This window comes from Nonomuraea diastatica (assembly GCF_004349015.1).
Classification (GTDB): domain Bacteria; phylum Actinomycetota; class Actinomycetes; order Streptosporangiales; family Streptosporangiaceae; genus Nonomuraea; species Nonomuraea diastatica.
The window spans coordinates 1-18,528 of the sequence record NZ_SMKP01000205.1 but is presented as its reverse complement, the minus strand read 5'-3'; the positions used below and the strand labels follow the sequence as shown (position 1 = coordinate 18,528).

Annotated in this window: 8 protein-coding genes; 4 read left to right on the top strand and 4 right to left on the bottom strand. The window is 74.4% G+C overall.

Annotated features, from left to right (window positions below; translation table 11 throughout):
• Positions 1-930, top strand: a 930-nt coding sequence (locus E1294_RS44090) for a 2-oxo acid dehydrogenase subunit E2 (protein WP_132517435.1), incomplete at its 5' end; no start/stop codon positions are given.
• Here E1294_RS44090 and E1294_RS44085 read toward each other — a convergent pair.
• Genes E1294_RS44085 through E1294_RS44070 form a run of 4 tightly spaced genes read right to left on the bottom strand, consistent with a single transcriptional unit; the run spans position 901 to position 15,651 of the window.
• A complete protein-coding gene (locus tag E1294_RS44085; protein ID WP_132517433.1) occupies positions 901-6,291 on the bottom strand; it encodes a non-ribosomal peptide synthetase/MFS transporter in 5,391 nt (1,796 codons plus the stop codon). The two genes, E1294_RS44090 and E1294_RS44085, sit on opposite strands and share 30 nt — an antisense overlap.
• The gene (locus E1294_RS44080) at positions 6,288-12,689 is read right to left on the bottom strand and encodes a non-ribosomal peptide synthetase (protein ID WP_132517431.1); all 6,402 of its coding nucleotides are present in this window, start codon (positions 12,687-12,689) and stop codon (positions 6,288-6,290) included. The genes E1294_RS44085 and E1294_RS44080 overlap by 4 nt, the downstream gene beginning before the upstream one ends.
• Positions 12,686-14,191 carry a condensation domain-containing protein gene (locus E1294_RS44075; protein WP_132517429.1) on the bottom strand — a complete coding sequence of 502 codons (1,506 nt, stop codon included), beginning with the start codon at positions 14,189-14,191 and terminating at the stop codon, positions 12,686-12,688. Before E1294_RS44075 ends, E1294_RS44080 begins: the two co-directional genes overlap by 4 nt.
• Before the next feature lie 2 nt (positions 14,192-14,193).
• On the bottom strand, positions 14,194-15,651 hold the full coding sequence (locus E1294_RS44070) for a class I adenylate-forming enzyme family protein (protein WP_246083709.1): 1,458 nt from the start codon (positions 15,649-15,651) through the stop codon (positions 14,194-14,196).
• A gap of 147 nt (positions 15,652-15,798) precedes the next feature.
• Between E1294_RS44070 and E1294_RS44065 the strand changes: the two genes are divergently transcribed.
• From E1294_RS44065 to E1294_RS44055, 3 genes are all read left to right on the top strand, one after another.
• Entirely contained in the window at positions 15,799-16,032 is a 234-nt protein-coding gene (locus E1294_RS44065; RefSeq protein WP_132517425.1) for an acyl carrier protein, read from the top strand.
• 9 nt (positions 16,033-16,041) lie between these two features.
• Positions 16,042-17,286: a condensation domain-containing protein gene (locus tag E1294_RS44060; RefSeq protein WP_132517423.1), complete on the top strand. Its 1,245-nt coding sequence runs from the start codon at positions 16,042-16,044 to the stop codon at positions 17,284-17,286.
• Positions 17,283-18,528 (top strand): N,N-dimethylformamidase beta subunit family domain-containing protein (locus tag E1294_RS44055; RefSeq protein ID WP_342775151.1); only part of this gene is annotated, 1,246 nt, incomplete at its 3' end. The genes E1294_RS44060 and E1294_RS44055, both read left to right, overlap by 4 nt.

The window sequence follows — 18,528 nt, the reverse complement described above, 5'->3', positions numbered from 1 at the left end:
CCTCCCCGCCACCCGCTCGCGTCCGCCGCCGCACCGACGGAGACGGGGACCGGTGATGGGCCGTTGGTCACCGCGCCTGCTCAGGCGCTCATCGACTTGCTGGGCGTCGACCCGGAGCGGGTACGCGCGCTCCCGGTGAAGGTGGTGCGCCGCGCCGACGTCGAACGCCTGGCCGCCGCCGGCCTGCACGCAAGCCCGACACGCCGTGAAGGTGGTCTCGACGGCAGCGAGCCCGGACCGGTGACCGTCGATCGAGGCACGCCCAGGACCGGTGGTGGGAGCTTGCGGGCGTTGAGCGGGAACCAGCGCGCGGTGGGCAGGACGGTGAGCCTCTCGCACCAGACCGTGCCCGCCGCGTTCGCCGCCGTCAAGGTGGACGTGGGGGAGGCCGTCGCCGCGGCCCGCGACCTCACCCGGCGGCTGCGCATGCTGGTCGGCCTGCCCGACCTGCTCATCTCCGCCGTCGCCCGCCTGCACCACGACTTCCCGCTGTTCTTCGCCACCCTCGTGGACGAGGGCACCGCGAGGGTCCCGGAGTCGCCGCACGTGGGCGTCACGATCGATCTCGGCACCGGCCTCTACGTCCCCGTCATCCGGGACGCGAACGCGAAGTCCGTGACCGAGATCGCCGGGGAGCTGGGGGCGTACCGCAGGCTGGCCCAGCGCGGCGGGTTCAGGGAGGAGCAGCTCGCGGGCGGCAACATCGTCGTCACCCTGCACCACGACGCCGGCATCGTCATGGCCGTGCCGATCGTCTTCCCCGGCCAGGCGTGCGCCGTCGCCCTCACCTCCCCGCAGCCGGAGGGAGAGCGCACGATGGCCGTGGTCGGCCTCTCGTACGACCACCGGCTGATCAACGGCAGGGACGCCGTGCTCTTCCTCCAGGCGCTGCGGGAGGCGTTAGAGGGGGCGCCGGCCGAGGGCCTGTAGGCCCACCAGGTCGTCGGGCAGGGCGTCGGCGCCGCCGTCGACCAGCGCCGGCAGCCGGGAGCGCAGCGCGGCCACCGCCAGCACCGCGATCGCCACCGCGAACAGCACGTACATCAGCCCGACGCCGCGCCCCTCCCCGGTGCCGACCAGCGCGCCGGCGGTGGACGCGAGCGGCCCGTCCGGGGCCACCAGCGGGTCGAACACCGCCGCCCCGTACGGCGCCACGAGCCCGAACCCGAGCGGCAGCGTCGACCAGGCGATCAGCGTGTTCAGCGCGAACACCCGGCCGTGGAACCGCTGCGGCACCTTCACCTGCACGATCGTGGCGTAGATGCCGTTGAGCAGCGTCAGCCACAACGACATCCCGAACGCGCCGACGCCGATCGTCACCAGATCCGCGCGCAACCCCGTGACGAGGCAGAACGCCGCCAGCGCGAGCGTGCACCAGAGCACCGCCCGCATCCGGTGCCGCCCCGGCCCGCCCCACACCGTCATGGCCAGGCCGCCGATCAGCACACCGAGCCCCGACAGGAAGGAGACACGCCCCACGTCGGGCAGCTCGGCGAACGAGAGCACCAGCGGCGAGAGCATCAGGAAGAGCGGTGACAGGAAGATGTTCAGCGCCGCGAAGAACAGCAGCATCCGCCGGAACCCGTGGTGGCCCCAGGAGTAGCGGAACCCGGCGACCAACTCTGCCACGACCGGCTCCTTGCGCCGCCACGCCAGCCTCGCGGGGAAGCGCACCATCAAGGTCACCACGATCGCGAACGCGTACCCCACCACGTCCAGGATCAGGATGCCCTCCAGCCCGATGACGGCCATCAGCCCGACGGCGGCCAGCGGCACGAGCAGCTGCGTCATGCCTCCGGCCATCTGCACGATGCCGTTCGCGTGGCCGAGGTGGCGCTTGGGGACGAGTTGCGGTATGGCGGAGCTGTACGCGAGGCGCTGGAAGGTGAGCGCCACGGACAACACCGCCAGCAGCGGGTAGACGTGCCAGGTCTGCAGGTTGCCCGTCCAGAGCAGGACGCCCAGCATGAGCTGGGTGCCCATGGCGGCGAAGTCGCCGGCGAGCATGACGGTGCGGCGGTCGTTCCTGTCGACCACGGCTCCCGCCAGCGGCGCCACCAGCATCCCCGGCACCAGGCCGATGACGGCGAGCAGGGCGAACTGGGCGAGCGAGCCCGTGGTCAGGTAGATCCAGATGGGAATGGCGAACTCGGTCAGGGCCGACCCCATGATCGAGATGAGCTGCCCGCTCACGACGCCGAGGAAGCGCCGCATGCTCGGCTCCGGCGCTCTGGGCCGCTCATTGGGCCGTTCACTGGATCGTTCACTGGATCGTTCACTGGGCCGCTCGCCGGGGTGCCCGCCGGTCGCGGGCCGGGTGCCGGGGTTGGCCCTGGACACCTCGCGCAGGCGCCAGTCCGGCCCTGACGCCTCGCCTCCCGAGGCCACGGCCCTGTGGACGCCGGTGACGATCTCGGCGAGCTCTTGCGCCCGATATTTCAGGAAAAAGTGGCCGGCCTCGTCCAACTCCACCACGGCCGCCACCGGCGTCAGGAAGTGCCACTCCCTGAACCGTTCCTCGAAGTACTCGGTCGCCGGGTCCCGCTCACCCGCCACGCTGATGATCGGCGCCCGCAGCGGCGTGACGGAGCTCTGGAACAGCGCGGTGAAATACTCCTCGGCCGCCTCCGTGTCCTCGCGCATGTTCCTGATGATGTGCCGTGCCTGGCCCGGGTCGAGGTCGCTCATGTCGAGCCCCATCGACGTCAGCCAGTTGGCGTAGCTGCGGTCGCTGCGCATGTACTCGCGCCTGGCCAGCCGCGACAGCGCCGCCAGCACCCGGTTCCCCGGCCGGGCGAACGGGAAGATCGCCCCGATGTACACCGCTTCGAGCGGCCGCCCGGCCGCCTCCAGCCGCCGCGCGATGGCCACCGTCAGCGCCGACCCGACCCCGCAGTGACCGTACAGGGCCAGCGGTCCCCGTACCTTCCGCAGGATCTCGTCCACGCATCGCTCCGCCACCTCCTCCAGTGGCTGCGGGTCCTCGTCCAGGCCCACGTCGTGCCCGGGGATGGACACCGCCCACAGCGCGTGCGTCGCCGGCAGGGCGTCGGCCAGCGGCTGGTACGCCACCGCCGCGCCCCCGCCGTACGGGACGCACACGTACGTGAGGTCGGCGGGCCGGTGCGGCGTCAGCTCGTGCAGGAGAGGGCGCGGCCCGGTGGCTCCGCCGTCGGCGTGGGCGGCCAGCTCCCTGACCGTCGGGTGCTTGAACAGGTCCACCACGGCGACCGGCGCCGCCCCGGGCGGCAGCTCTCTGCGTAACCGTGCCACGACCTTGATGGCGAGCAGCGAGTGCCCGCCGGCGTCGAAGAAGTCGTCGTCGACGCCGAAGTCGGCGCCGCCGAGCACGTCCGCCCAGACGGCGCTCACCAGGCGCTCGGTGTCGGTGTTCGGTGCGGCGCGCGTGCCGCCCGCCTCGGGAGCGGCCGACGGCGCGGGCAGGCGGCGGCGGTCCACCTTGCCGTTGGCCGTGAGGGGCAGCCGGTCTAGCGGGACGAAACGGGCGGGGATCATGTACGCGGGAAGGGTCTCGGCGAGGTGCGCCCGCAGCCGCACCGGGTCAGGGCCGGCGCCGACCACGTACGCGACGAGCTGCGCGGCGGTGCCCTCCCCGTCGGTGGTCACCACGCACTCGGCGACGTCCGGGTGACGGGCGAGGTGGGTCTCGATCTCGCCGAGCTCGATCCGGTAGCCGCGGATCTTGACCTGGGCGTCGGCCCGGCCGAGGAACTCGATGGTGCCGTCGCTGGTGTAGCGGCCCAGGTCGCCGGTCCGGTAGAGGCGCTCGCCGGTGCGCGGACGGGTGACGAAGGAGGCGGCCGTCCTTTCGGGGTTGCGCCAGTAGCCGGTGGCGACGCCCGCGCCGCCGATGTACAGCTCGCCGGGCACGCCCACGGGGACGTCCCGCAGCCCGGGGCTGAGGATGTGGAAGGTCTGGTTGGCCAGAGGGCGGCCGTACGGGATGGACGTCCAGGCCGGGTCCACCGCGCCGATCGGGTACGAGATGGACCAGATCGAGCCCTCGGTGGCGCCGCCCAGGCTGACGACCTCGGCGTCCGGGGCGAGCGCGCGGATGCGGTCCGGCAGGGTCAGCGGGATCCAGTCGCCCGAGAGCAGCACCAGGCGCAGCGAGCTGAGGTCGGTCCCCTCGTGCTCGGCGTGGTCGACGAGCAGCTCCATCAGGGCAGGCACGGAGTTCCAGACGGTGACGCGCTCCTCGGCGACCAGGCCGGCCCAGGCGGCGGGGTCCTTGTCGCCCGACGGGTCACCCATCACGAGGGCGGCTCCCGCGGCGAGGGCGCCGTAGACGTCGTACACGGACAGGTCGAAGCTGAGCGCCGACAGGGCGAGGAACCTGTCGGCGGGGCCGATCCGGTAGCGGTGGTTGAGGTCGCGCACGGTGTTGACGGCGGCCCGGTGCTCGATCATCACGCCCTTGGGCGTGCCGGTCGAGCCCGAGGTGAAGATCACGTACGCGAGGTCGCCGGGCGTGGCGGGGTTCTCCAGAGGCCCACCGGGGGCGTCCGGAACGGTCAGGCGGGTCAGGCCGGCCGGCCAGGCGAGGCCGAGCCACGGCTGGGTGACGGCGATCTCGCACCCGCCGCGCTCGATGAGCTCGAAACGCCGCTGGTCGGGCAGGTCGGCGTCGACCGGCAGGTACGCGGCCCCGGCCAGGTTGATCGCCAGGACGGCGGCGACCTGCTCCCAGCCGCGCTCCATCACCACCGCCACGAGCCGCCCGGGGCGCGCGCCGGCGTTCACCAGCTCGGCGGCCAGCGCGCGGGCCCGCCCGAGCAGCTCGGCGTAGGTCAGCGCGCCGCCGGGATGGACCACGGCGACGGCGCCGGAGTCACGGACCGGGTCGGGCAGCAGCCCCGGCGGGCCCAGGTCGGCGGCGGTGTCGTTCCAGCGCCGCCGCTCCTCCTGCTCGGCGGCCGTCAGCAGGTCGAGCTCCGCCACGGGCGTCTCCGGGGCGTCCGCCACCTGAGCCAGCAGCCGGGCCAGGTGCCCCGCCATGCGCTCGACCCGCCGGGCCGAGAACAGCGCGGTGTTGTAGACGAACAGGAACGACCCGTCGCCTCCGGTGTAGAGTTCCAGGTCGAACCGGGTGGCCCAGCGCCCGGGCTCGAACCCCTCCAACGCCAGCGCCCCGGCCTCTGGCTCGCCGCCGTAGTTCTGCATGGCGAGGATCACCTGGAACACCGGCGAGCGCGACGGCTCCCGCGCCACGTTCAGCTCCGACACCAGCCGCTCGAACGGCACCTCCTGGTGCGTGTACGCGTCCGTGGCCGTGTCGCGCACCCGGCGCAGCAACTGCGCGAACGTCGGCTCGCCCGACAGGTCCACGCGCATCGCCAGCATGTTGACGAAGCACCCGATCAGCCCTTCCAGCTCCGGCAGCGGCCGGCCGGCGACAGGGGAGCCGATCGTCACGTCCCGCTGGCCCGCGTACCGGCCGAGCAGCACCGCGAACGCCGCCAGCAGCACCATGTACGGCGTGGCGCCGTGCTCGCGGCCCACCCGGTCGAGCCGCCCGGCCAGCTCCGCGCCGACGGAGAAAGGGTGCGCCGCCCCCGCGTGGGTCAGCTCGGGAGGGCGCGGCGCGTCAGTGGGCAACTCCAGCGGCTCCAGCCCGGCCAGCCGATCCCGCCAGTACTCCACGTCACCGCCGGGCCGGTCCCGCTGCCAGGCGGCGAAGTCCCCGTAGCTCACCGGCAGGTCGGGCATCGGCTCACCGCCGCACAGCGCCACGATCTCGCGCAGCAGCACGTTCGCCGACCAGCCGTCGGCCGCGATGTGGTGCACGGCGATGGCCAGCACGTGGTCGTCGGCGGCCAGGCGCACCAGCAGCGCCCTGATGACCGGCCCCGACGCCAGGTCGAACGGCTCGGCCAGGAACGGGCCCACCAGCTCCCTGGCCGCCCCGGCGGACTCCGCTCCCGCGACGGCCAGGGGCACCGCCGCCTCCCTCTCGACCAGCACGGACGGCTGCCCGTCAGGGCCCGTGGGGAACGTGGTGCGCAGCGGCTGGTGCCGGGACACGATCCGCTCCAGCGCCGACTCCAGCGCCACCGCGGTGAGCGGGCCGCGCACCCGCCGCACCAGGGGGATGGCGTGCGCCGGATTGCCGGGAGCGTACTGCTCCATGAACCACAGCCGCTCCTGCGCGTACGACAGCGGCGGCGCCTGTCCGGGCGGCAGCGCGGGGATCGCCGGCCCGGCCGCCGGGCGGCGCCGGCGCAGCCGCTGGGTCAGCAGCGCCCGCTGCGCCTCGCTCAGTTCCGTCATGGGCCCTCCCGATCCAGCAGGCTCCTGGCCTGCTCGTCGGACAGCACCGCCACCTCGGCGGCCAGCGCCTCCTCGACGGCGACCGCCAGCGCGGCCACGGTACGGCGCTCGAACAGGGTGCGGATCGGCAGGTCCACGCCCGCCAGAGAACGCAGCCTGGCGGCCACCCTGATCGCGAGCAGCGAGTGTCCGCCGAGCGCGAAGAAGTCGTCGAAGGCACCGATCTTGCCGGCGCCGAGCACCTCCGCCCACACGTCCGCGACCAGCTCCTCCGCGTCGGCGCGCGGCGGGACGTCGCCGCCCTCGGCAGGGCCTGGCAGGGGCAGCGCGCGCCGGTCCAGCTTGCCGTTGCGGGTGAGGGGAAGGGCGTCCAGCACGACCCAGTGCGTGGGAACGAGGTGCGGGGGAAGCCTCCGGGCGACGTACTCGGCGGGCTCGGGCGCGATGGGTTTGGGGGCGGTGGGGGAGTCGCCGGACGCGCCGAGGACGACGTACGCGATGAGGTCGCCGTCCCTGGCGAGCACCGCGGCCTGGCGTACGTCCGGGTGGCCAAGGAGACAGTGCTCGATCTCGCCCGGCTCGATCCGGAACCCGCGCACCTTCACCTGGTCGTCCAGCCGCCCGAGGAACTCCAGCTGCCCGTCCCGCCGCAGGCGCACCCGGTCGCCGGTCCTGAAAACGCGGCCGCCCCGCCCGGTGGCGAAACGCGGGTCGTACCCTCCGAGGTAGCCCCGGGCCACGCCGGGCCCGCCGACGTGCAGCTCGCCCGGCGCGCCCGGAGGCACCGGGCTCCCGTGCGCGTCGAGCACCTTGACCGTGGTCGCGCGCACCGGGCGGCCGATGGGCGGGCGCGGGTCGCCGCCGCGCAGCTCGGCGGCCGTGGCGATGATCGTTGTCTCGGTCGGACCGTACGTGTTGACCAGCCGTACCCGGTCGCCGAACCGCTCTCGCCAGCGCTCCACCGCTCCAGCCCGCACCTGCTCGCCGCCGAGGATCACCAGGCGCAGCCGTTCGGGCCAGGCCACCTCGTCGATCATGCCCACCAGGTGGTGGAAGTAGGCGGTCGGCAGGTCGAGCACCGTGATGTCGGGCCGCCTGGCGAGCAGCTCCGGCAGGGCGGCGCCGCCACCGGGCAGCAGCTCGACCGTGGCGCCCGCCGCCAGCGCCGGGTAGATCTCCTCCGCGTGGGTGTCGAAGCTGAGCGCGGCCATCTGGACGACGCGGTCGCCGGGACGCAGGCCGTAGACGGCCCGCATCCACCGGACCCGCTCGGCCAGCTCGGCGTGCTCGACCACGACGCCCTTCGGCGCGCCGGTCGAGCCGGAGGTGTAGAGAACGTACGCCGCCCCGTCGCAGTGTCCGTACGCCGCCCCGTCGGAGTGTTCGTGCGCTGGCCCGGTGGAGTGTTCGTGTGCCCGCCCGGCGTGGGGTCCTCGCGCCGGGCCGCCCTCGATGACGAGGCCGTCCGTGACGACGAGGGACGCCACGGAGGCCATGGAGCGCAGGCGCTTTTCCGGGTAGGCGGGATCCAGCGGCAGGTAGGCGGCCCCGGCCCGCCAGATCGCCAGCATGGCCACGACCGCGTCGACCGAGCCGCCGGCCATCCGCAGCCCGACCACGCCCGCGGCGTCCCGCCCGACGGATTCCCCAGCCGTTTCGCGGGCCGTTTCCCCGGCTGGTTCCCGGGCCGTTTCCCGGGCCGACTCCCTGGCCAGCTTTCCGGACAGTTGCCCGGACAGCCGGGCCACCCGCCGTTCCAGCTCGGCGTACGTGACGGTGTCCCGGCCGCAGCTCACGGCCACCCGGTCCGGGTACGCCGCCACCGCCTGCGCGATCAGCTCCGGCACCCGGGCCGCGGGATCGGGGCCGTCCCCGCCCGCGGCCGCCCAGTCGGGCGGAGGGCCGCTCGCCGTCTCGATCAGCGCCTCGTCGGCGGCCGTGAGCACCGGCAGGCGTGACAGCGGCGCGTGCCGGTTGCCGGCGTCGGCCACCCCGCGCAGCAGCACCTCGAACCGCGCCGCCAGCCCCGCCACCGTCGTCGCGTCGAACAGCCCGGCGTCGTACCCGAAGGCCACCCGCAACCGCCCGGGCGCCCGCCACGCCTCCACGGTCAGGTCGAACTTTGCCTGCCGGTACCCGTCGTCGAAGAACGACATCCGCAGGTCGCCCAGCCGCTCCCGCGCCCCGTCCCGACCGGCGAGGCCGGCCGTCTGGCCGTTCAGCGTGAACATGGTCTGGAACATCGGCTTCCTGGTGATGTCCCGCTCCACGTCCAGCTCCGCCAGCAGCCGCTCGAAGGGCACGTCCTGGTGCGCCATCGCGTCCAGGACCGTTCCGCGCGTGCGGGCCAGCAGCTCCTCCAGCGTCGGGTCGCCCGACAGGTCGCCCCTCAGCACCAGCGTGGTGCTGAGGTAACCGACGAGCGGCTCCAGCTCCACCCGGCTCCGCCCCGCCGTGGGCGAGCCCACCAGCACGTCCTCCTGCCCGGTGTGCCGGGACAGCAGGAGTTGGTACGCGGCCAGCAGCACCATGAACAACGTGACCTGATGCCGGCGCGCCGTCGCTTCCAGCGCGGCCAGCAGGTCGCCGGGCACGTCCAGCAGGTGGACGCCGCCGCGCGAGGGCTCGGCGCCGTGCGGCTGGTCGGTGGGCAGGTCCAGCGCCGGCGGGTCGGCGAGCTGGGCCCGCCAGTACTCCAGCGCCTCCCCGCTGTCCTGCTCCCGCTGCCAGAGGGCCACGTCCCCGTACTGCACGGCCAGGGCGGGCAACTCCGGCGGGCCGGACGCGCCGGTGTCCTGCGCCGCTTCGCACGGGGCCGCCTCGTGCCGGGCTCGTTTGTGCAGGGCTGCTTCGTGCAGGGCCGCTTCGTACAGGGCCGCGAGGTCGTCCAGGAAGATGGTGATCGACCAGCCGTCCGCGACGATGTGGTGGAGCACCACGCACAGCACGTGGTCGGCGGGGCCGAGCCGGATCAGGGAGACGCGCAGCGGCGGCGCCGCCCCGAGATCCAGCGGCGCGTTGGTGCGGGCGGCGACCAGCGCGCGGGCCTCGCCCTCGTCGCGGGCGCCGAGCCGTTCGACGCGGGCGGGTGCGGGGCGCTCGACGACGGCCACCGGCCGGCCGTCCACCTCGGGGAAGCGGGTGCGCAGCGACTCATGCCTGGTGACCAGCCCGGTCAGCGCCCGCCGCAACGCCTCCTCGTCGAGCGGGCCCTGGAGCCTGCGCACGATGTACATGTTGTACGAGGCGTCGCCGGGATCGAGCCGGTGCAGGAACCACAGGCGTTCCTGGGCGGGAGAGAGCGGCGGCAGCGTGCCCGCGGGGCGGGGCAGCAGCGGCCGGCCCGGCGCGTCCTGCTGCCCGTCCAGCGTCGCGGCGAACCCGGCCACGGTCGGGTGCGCGAACAGCGCCCGCAGCGGCGCCGGCGTGCCCGCGGCCGCCAGCCGGGCGATGACCCGGGTCGCCAGCAGCGAGTGGCCGCCGAGCGCGAAGAAGTCGTCGCCGGCGCCGAGGCCGCCGGTGCCGAGCACCTCGGCGAAGATCCGCGCCACCTGCCGCTCCCTGGCGGTGGCCGGCCGCCCGCCCCGCCCCGCCGCGGGACGCGACGGCGCCGGCAGCGCCCGCCGGTCCACCTTGCCGTTCGGGGTCAGCGGCAGCGCGTCCAGCGCCACGACCGCCGACGGCACCATGTACGCCGGCAACCACTCCGCCGCCCGCTCCAGCAGATCGCCGGGAGCGCCGGGCGCCACGTAGGCCACGAGCGTGTCGTCCCGCGCCACCACGGCGGCCTCGCGCACCCGCGGATGCCGCAGCAGCGTGGCCTCGACCTCGCCAGGTTCGACGCGGTGGCCGCGAACCTTGACCTGGCCGTCGTCCCGCCCGAGGAACTCGAGGGTGCCGTCGCCGAGCCACCGGACGCGGTCACCCGTGCGGTAACGGCCGCCCTCGAACGGCTCCGGCGGCTCCCCGGGCCCGCGCAGGTAGCCGAGGGCGACTCCCGCCCCGCCGATGACCAGCTCTCCCGGCACGCCGACCGGCGCGGGCGACCCCCACCGGTCGAGCACCTGGACGGTCGTGTTGGCCAGGGGCCGGCCGATGCTGACCCGCTCGGGCGACTCGGGCACCTCCCAGGCGGTCGACCAGATCGTGGTCTCCGTCGGCCCGTACATGTTGAACAGCCGCCGCGCCCGCCGCCGCAGCCTTCTGGCCAGCGCGAGCGGCAGCGCCTCGCCTCCGGCCAGCGCGACCAGCCCGGCCGGGTCGAGCCCGCCGGCCAGCAGCATGCTCCACCCGGACGGCGTCGCCTGCACGTGCGTCACCCCGGAGCGGGCGACCAGCCCGGCCAGCGCCACGCCGTCCCGCGCGGTGGCGTCGTCGGCCAGCACCAGGCGCCCGCCCGTCACCAGCGGCAGGTACAACTCCAGCCCCGCGATGTCGAACGACAGCGACGTGCCGCCCAGCCACGCGTCCCCGGGGCCGGATTCGAGCAGGTCCGCCATCCCGGCCAGCAGGTTGACCAGCGCGGAATGCGGCACGGCCACCCCCTTCGGCACCCCGGTGGACCCCGACGTGTGCAGCACGTAGGCGGGCGCGCCGGACCCGGGACCGGCCTCCGGCGCGGCGCCGCCCGGCCGCGTCTCGCCCGGCGCCGTCTCGCCCTGCGCGGCAAGGGGCAACGTCCTGATGTGCGCGGGGAGAGGGGCCGACGGGCCAGCGAGCGCCACGCGTACCCCCGCCCGATCCACCATCCCGGCGACCCGCGCCACCGGCAGGGCCGGATCCACCGGCAGGTAGGCGGCCCCCGCCAGCATGACGCCGAGCAGCGTCCCCGGCAGGTCGGCCGTGCGGGGCAGGCACACCGCCACCACCGACCCCGGCCCGGCCCCGCACGCCCGCAGTTCCCCGGCGACCGCCCGCGCCCGTGCCGCCACGTCGGCGTACGTGCGCCGCTCCCCGTCGGGCTCCCCGCCGGGGTCCCCGGTGGGCTCCCTCTCGCACTCAACGGCCACCGCGTCCGGCCGCTCCTGCGCCTGCCGCAGGAAGAGGTCCACCACGGTCCCACCGGGCACGGCGAGCGCGGTGTCGTTCCACGTCCCGCCGACCAGTTCCCGCTCCGCGGCCGGCAGCACGTCGAGCTCGGACAGCCGCGCCTCCGGGCGGCCCGCGACCGAGGCGAGCAGCGTGCGGAAACGCGCGGCCAGCCGGTCGGCGGACGCCCGGTCGAACAGGTCGGCGCTGTAGACGAACGCGCCGTGCAGCCCGTCGCCGTCGGGCCACAGGTCCACCCGCAGGTCCACCATGGCGGGCGGCACCCCGTGCGGGAACGGCTCGCTCTCCAGGCCCGCGAACGTCGCCGCCTCGCCGTAGCCGACCGCCGCGTTGTGCAGCCCGAACATGGTCTGGAACAGCGGCGTACGGCTGAGGTCACGGTCGATGTCGAGCGCGGACAGCACCCGCTCGATGGGCGTCTCGCCGTGCGCCATCGCCTCCAGCACGGTACGCCGGGTCCTGCGCAGCAGCTCGGTGAACGGCGGATCGCCCGACAGGTCGCCCCGCAGCACCAGCGTGGAGGCGAACAACCCCACCATCGGCTCCAGCTCGGGCCGGACCCGCCCGGCGGTGGGCGTACCGACCAGGATGTCCTCCTGCCCGGCGTGCCGGGCCAGCAGCGCCTGGTAGGCGGCCAGCAGCACCATGAACAGCGTGCAGCGCCCGGCCCGCGCCAGCCGCCGCAGCCCGCCCAGCAGCGCCGGGTCGAGGTCGAAGTGCGACTCGCCGCCCTTGCCGCCGCGACGGGCCGGGCGCGGGCGGTCGGCGGGCAGGTCCAGCGGTGTGGCGCCGGCGAGCTTGCCCGTCCAGTAGCCGACGCCGGCGTCCGCGGCCCGCTGGGCGCCGGCGTACCCGGCGTACGTCACCGGCAGCTCGGGCAGCGCGGCCGGCGTGCCGTGCGCCCGGGCGGCGTAGCACCTGGCCAGGTCGTCCATGAGCACGTTGAGCGACCAGCCGTCGCCGATGACGTGGTGCAGCACGACGCAGAGCACGTGGTCGCCGTCGGCCAGCCGGATCAGTGTGATCCGCAGGGGTGGCGCGGCGCCCAGATCGAAAGGGGTGTTCGCACGGTTCTCGCACAGCTGCTCGGCCTGCTCGGGCGTGGCCAGATCGATCCGCTCGACGGGTACGCGACCCGCCGGGTCGACCACGGCGACCGGCTGCCCGTCGGCCTCGGGGAACCTGGTACGCAGCGCCTCGTGCCTGGCCGCCACGTCGGCGAACGCGCCGGTCAGCGCCCCGGCGTCGAGCGGGCCGCGCAGCCGGCGCACGACGACCACCCGGTAGGCGGGGTCGGCCGGATCGAGCCGCTGCAGGAACCAGAGCCGCTCCTGCCCGAGGGAGATCATGCGCGCAGCTCGCTCACCGCCGCCGCCACCCCGGTGACCGTGGGATCGTCGAGGAACACGTCGAACGGCACCTCCACGCCGAGCCGTTTCCTGATCCTGGCGCTGATCTGGGTGATGGTGAGCGAGTGGCCGCCCAGGTCGTACAGGTCCTCGTCGGGGGCGACGTCGTCGATCCGCAGGACCTCCATCCAGATCAGCCGCACCTGCTCGACCAGTTCGCCGTCCACGGCCCCCGCCTCCCGCACCGGCGCGGGAGGGCCGGCGGAGCCCGCGGCGACCGGCGGCGGGGCGGCGCCGGTCAGCGCGCGAGCCGGCGCCAGGCCGGTCAACGGCACGTCGGGGTCGGCGCGGGCGGCGGCCAGCACGGCCCTCAGATCGCGCCCTGCCGCCTCCACGTCCTGCGTGGACACGAGGTCCGGGCTGTAGTGCAGGGTGAGGCGGAGCCCGTCGTCGCCGTCCACGGCCTGGAGGTGCAGCACGTTCCTGACCGTGCGGTTGGACATCTTCCACTCGGCCGATGTCCGCAGGCCGGGGAAGACCACGTTCGCCGCCCGCCGCCGGAAACTGATCGACACCGGCGCCAGCGCGGGCCGCGGTCTGACCCCGCCTGCGGCGCGGGCCGCGGGGACGTCGCGGAAGCGGTTCAGCCAGCGCACCTCCGCCCTGAGGGCGTGGGCGAGCTCCCTGAACGTGGTGTCCGGCTTGGGGGCGGAGTAGACGGGCAGCTCGGTGGCGAACAACCCGATGTGGTCCCGCGTCCCCGCCTGCCGGGTGGACATGGCGATGGCGACCGCGACCTCCGCGTTGCCGTAGGAGAACAGCAGGCCGTGCACGGCGGCGAGGAACGCCTCGAACCGCGTGACCCCGGCGGCCTGCGCCGCAGCCATCTCGCCGGTCAGGTCGAGCAGGACCTCCTCGGCGCGGCCCGCCGTCCCCACGGTCCTGGCCGTCCCGCCGATCACCACCTCGGACGCGTCCCGCCAGCGGGCCCGCCAGTACGCGGAGGCCTCCGGCGGGATCGCGAGCGGCGCGCCGTACGGCATGGGCAGCGGCGGCAGCGCCTCACCCGCGTAGGCGGCCGCCAGGTCGCGCGTCAGCAGGTCCTTGGACATGCCGTCGAACACCAGGTGGTGCCCGACGAACAGCAGCGCATGCCGTTCCCTGGTCACCTCCGCCAGCGTGAACCGCGCCAGCGGCCCGCACCCGAGGTCGAAGGGCCGCGCGATCTCCGTGCGCAGCAGGGGCCCGGGATCCGGCGCGGTCGTGAACGCCACAGGCGGCCGCCCGGCGGCCGGCGCCAGGTGCAGCTCGCCGTCGCGCTCCTCGAAGGCGCACCTCAGCACCGGATGGCGGTCGACGACCGCCTCGCATGCCCGCAGCATCGCCTCCCGGTCGAGCGGCCCGTCGAACCAGAGGGCGAACGGCATGTGGTAGGCCGTCCCGGTGCCGTGCAGCACCTCGGTGATCCACATGCCGTGCTGCGCCTGCGATGCCAGGACCATGTTCACTCCTCTGCCAGACGGCGCAGTTCCCGCTTGATGACCTTGCCCGCTGCGTTCCTCGGCAGGACGTCGAGGCAGAGCAGCTTCGACGGCAGCTCGTGCCCGGCCAGCCGGCCGCCGAGGAACAACCGCACGTCGCTGAGCGCCAGCGGCTCGCGGGCCACCACCGCCGCGGCCACGGCCATGCCCATCACCGGGTGCGGCACGCCGAACACCGACGCGTCCGCCACCGCGGGATGCTCGTGCAGCGCGGCCTCGACCTGCAGCGTCGAGACCTTGAACGCGCCCGACTTGATCACGTCGCCGTCGCGGTCGACGAGGTACAGGTAGCCCTCGTCGTCGAGGTAGCCCAGGTCGCCCATGCGCACCCAGCCGTCCTGGAAGGCGTCGTCGTCCCGCTCGCCGTAGTAGGCGCGGGGATGGGCTGCCGCGCGCAGCCACACCTCGCCGGTCTCCCCGGCGGGTACGGGGTCGCCCGCGGGGCCGGCGATCCTGAGTCGCGACCCGCCCGCGGCGCGGCCGAGGGAGCCGGGCCGGTCGCCGTCGTAGATCATGATGGTCTGGGCGGGGGCCGCCTCCGTGGAGGTGTAATAGTTGGCCACGGTCGCGTTCGGGAACGCGCCGGTGAGCTCGGCGGCCACGGCCGGCGGGAGCGCGGCGGCGGCCGAGCCGAGCAGCAGCACGCTCGACAGGTCGTGGCGGTCCTGCACGCGGGCGTTGAGCAGCTCGATCGCCATCGCGGGCACCACGAAGCAGGTGCCCGCCGCGTACGTCTCGATCAGGGCGGCGAAGCGGGACGGGGTGAACATCGGCAGCGTGACCACCGTGGGGGCCGCGGTGAGCGCGTGGAGCAACATCACCTGGCCCGCGTTCGTGCCGATCGGGAAGGCGTGCACCAGATGCCGGGAATGGGCGAACGGGCGGCGCTTGGGGTGGACGGGCGGGGAGGTCAGGTTGGCGTGGGTGGCGGCCACGCCCTTGGGCCGGCCGGTGGTGCCGGAGGTGTAGAGGATCTGGGCGAGCGAGAGCGGGTCGATCGCGGGCGGAGGCGGCGCTTCCGAGGGGCGTAACAGCTCCTCGAAGGCGATGACGGCGGGCCCTGCCGGCGGCTCCCGCAGCGCGTCGCGGCCGTGCACCACCGCCGCCGCGCCGCAGTGCCCGATCATGTACGCCTGCTCGGGAGGAGCTGCCCGGTCCGGCAGCGGCACCGCCACGCCGCCCGCCTTCAGCACGGCCATCCAGCTCACCGCGTAGTCCAGCCAGTCCTGGCCGCCGAACACCAGCGCCACCCGATCACCCTGGAGCGTCCCCGGCAGCCCGCGGGCGGCGGCGGTGGAGCGCTCGTCCCATTCGCGCAGGGTCAGGGCTCCCTGGCCGGCGACGGCGAGCGCTTCGTGCTCGGGCTCGGTGGCTGCTCGGGACGACAGGAGATCGGGGACTGGAAGGGCCGACGGAACCACCCCCAGATTTTTTTTCGTCGTGCCGCTTGACGCTAGAAAAAATGCACAGAGGCGTCAAGCCCTCACCTTCTGGCGCTTGCCGACATCTGGTAACGCGTGACACACTCGCCGCGGATTCCCCGATCACGGAGGGTTCGCCAGGTGCAGATGGATGGAGAGCTCCGCGAGCGGCTCGCCGGCATGATCGCCAAGGCCACGGACGGTGCGGTCGACCCGGCCGAGGTGATGGCCGGGCGGGCCCGGCTGAGCGATCTCGGCGTCACCTCGCTCGCCTACCTGCGGCTGATCGACGCGGTGGAGGCCGAGTTCGGGGTGCAGCTCGAACCCACCACCCTGGACGGCCTCGACGAGCTGGTGGACTACGTACGGCTCCACGGCTGACCGCCCGGCATGGCTGAACCGGTCGACGCGCCGCTGACCTGGGGCCAGCAGGACATCTGGCGGGCCGTCCTCGCGGCCGAGCCGCAGGACCACTACTTGAACATCGGCCGTGTGTTCGACGCCCCCAGGAAGCGGCCCGTCACCGTGGAGCGCGCCGCCCAGGCCCTCGACCGGCTGGTCGCCAGGCACGAGTCCCTGCGCACCCGGCTCACCGGACCGCGCGACGCGCCGCTGCAGCGGATCTTCCATGAGGCGCGGCCCGCCTTCGAGGTGGCCGAGGGCGAGCCCGCCCGGCAGGTGTGCGACCGGCTGGCCGCCGTGCCGTTCCGGTACGGGGAGGAGTGGCCGCTGCGGGCGGCGTTCGTGACGGCGGGAGGACACGTACGCCAGGTCGTCCTGGTCCTCAGCCATCTCGCCGCCGACGGCCACGCGGCCGACCTCGTCGTCAAGGACTTCAGGCTGCTCATGCTGCGCGACTCCCTGCCGCCCCCGCAGGGCCCGACCCCCAGGGAGCTGGCCGCCCGGCAGGACTCTGCCGAGGGCCGGCGCCTGTCGCGCGAGACCATCGGCGCCTGGCTCGCCGAGCACGCCCGCCTGGACCCGGTCCCGCTGCCGTCCCACCCGCCCGGCCGGCCCCGGTTCGTGGAGGTCACCCTCCGCTCGCCCGTCCTCGACGCCGCCGCGCAGGACGTCGCCGCCCGCAACCGCGTCAGCTCCTCCACCGTGCTGCTGGCGGCCGCGATGCGGCTGGCCGGCGGGCTCACCGGGCAGCGGTTCCACGGGATGCGGGTGATCGTGAACAACCGGTTCGCGGCCGGCCGCCGCGACGTGGTGGGCACGATCTCGCAGGAGGCGCTCGTGGTGCTCGACCTCCGTACGGAGTCGTTCGACGCGCTGGTACGCCAGGCGTGGGATCGCGCGTTGCGCGCCTACCGGCTGGCCCAGTACGACCCGTGCGCGATGGCGGAGGCGGTCGGCGCCGCCGGGCCGGGGATCAGGTCGTTCGGCTGCTTCAACGACCAGCGGCTCGTGCAGGAGGACGGGGCGCCGCGCGCGTCCGTGCCAGGGGCGACGGAGGTGATCAGGACGGACACGATGGACCGCAACATCTGCGACTTCCGCGTGCACGCCGGCGGCGAACCCGGCCGGATGGAGGTGTCGTGCTACGCCGACACCGCGCTGCTGCCGCCGCCGGGCGCCGAGCGCTACCTGCTCGACCTGGAGAAGCTGGTGGTGGGGGAGGCCCGCTCATGAGCCTGTACGTCGCGGCGACCTCGTGCGCGCAGGGTGAGGAACTGCGTTTCCGCCTGCTCGACGAGGGCGGCGGACCGATCAGGGTGGAGGCCGTGCCGTCCGGGCGGACCGTCCTGGAGGGCACCGCCGGGCCGGGGCCGGGCTGGGCGCTGAAGGTCGGGGCAGACTGGCCCAGCTCGCTCTACCGAGCCGTCTACCACGAAACTTCAGCATATTTCGTCGTACGTAGTGCTGTGCCTGCTTCGCCCATCCTGGTGTCGATCCCGTTCCCCACCTGGGAGGCGTACAACCGGCCCGGCGTCCCCGGAGAGGGCCTCTACCAGTCGGAGCAGCCCGACCGCGCCGTCAAGGTCACCTTCGACCGGCCGGGAGCCGGGCCGCAGATCGAGGAGTGGGAGCTGGGCCTGCTCCGCTGGCTCGCGCCGGCCGGCTACACCGTCGACTACTGCTCGGGCCTCGACCTGCACGGTGACCCCGACCGCACCGACCCTGACCGCAGCGACCCCGGCCCTCGTGGGGGCCTCGGCCTGCTGAGCCGCTACCGGCTGCTGGTCGTCAACGGGCACGACGAGTACTGGTCGTGGGAGATGCGGGACGCGGCCGAGGAGTTCGCCCGCCGCGGCGGCAACATCGCCATCTTCTCCGGCAACACCTGCTGGTGGCAGGTCCGTTTCGAGGACGGCCTGCGCACCATGGTCTGCTACCGTGACGCCGTCGCCGACCCGATGGCCGCCACCGACCCGGGCCGCGTCACCGTCGAATGGCCCAGCGAGCCCGTCAACCGCCCGGAGAACATCCTGACCGGCCTGTCCTTCAGGAACGGCGCCGGCTGCTGGGTCGACTCGCGCGTCATGGCCGAGGAGTCCTACACCGCCCGCTTCGCCGGGCACTGGGTGTTCGAGGGTGCCGGGCTGGCCGACGGCGACACGTTCGGGCGGGGGGCGATCGGCTACGAGACGGACGCCGCCGACCTCGACTGGGTGGACGGCGTCCCCCGGGCGTCCGGCCGCGACGGCGCGCCACCGTCGCTCGTCGTGCTCGCCACCGCCGACCTCGCCCACTGGCGCCGCTACGGCAGGGCCGGGGCGGCCACCATGAGCGTGCACCGCCTCGGCGCGGGCACCGTCTTCAACGCGGGCACCATCAATTGGGGCAACACCCTGCACGACCCGGCGCTGGCCCGCATCACCCGCAACGTCCTCGACCGCCTTTCCCAACCCCCGCCCGGACCCACCTGGGAAC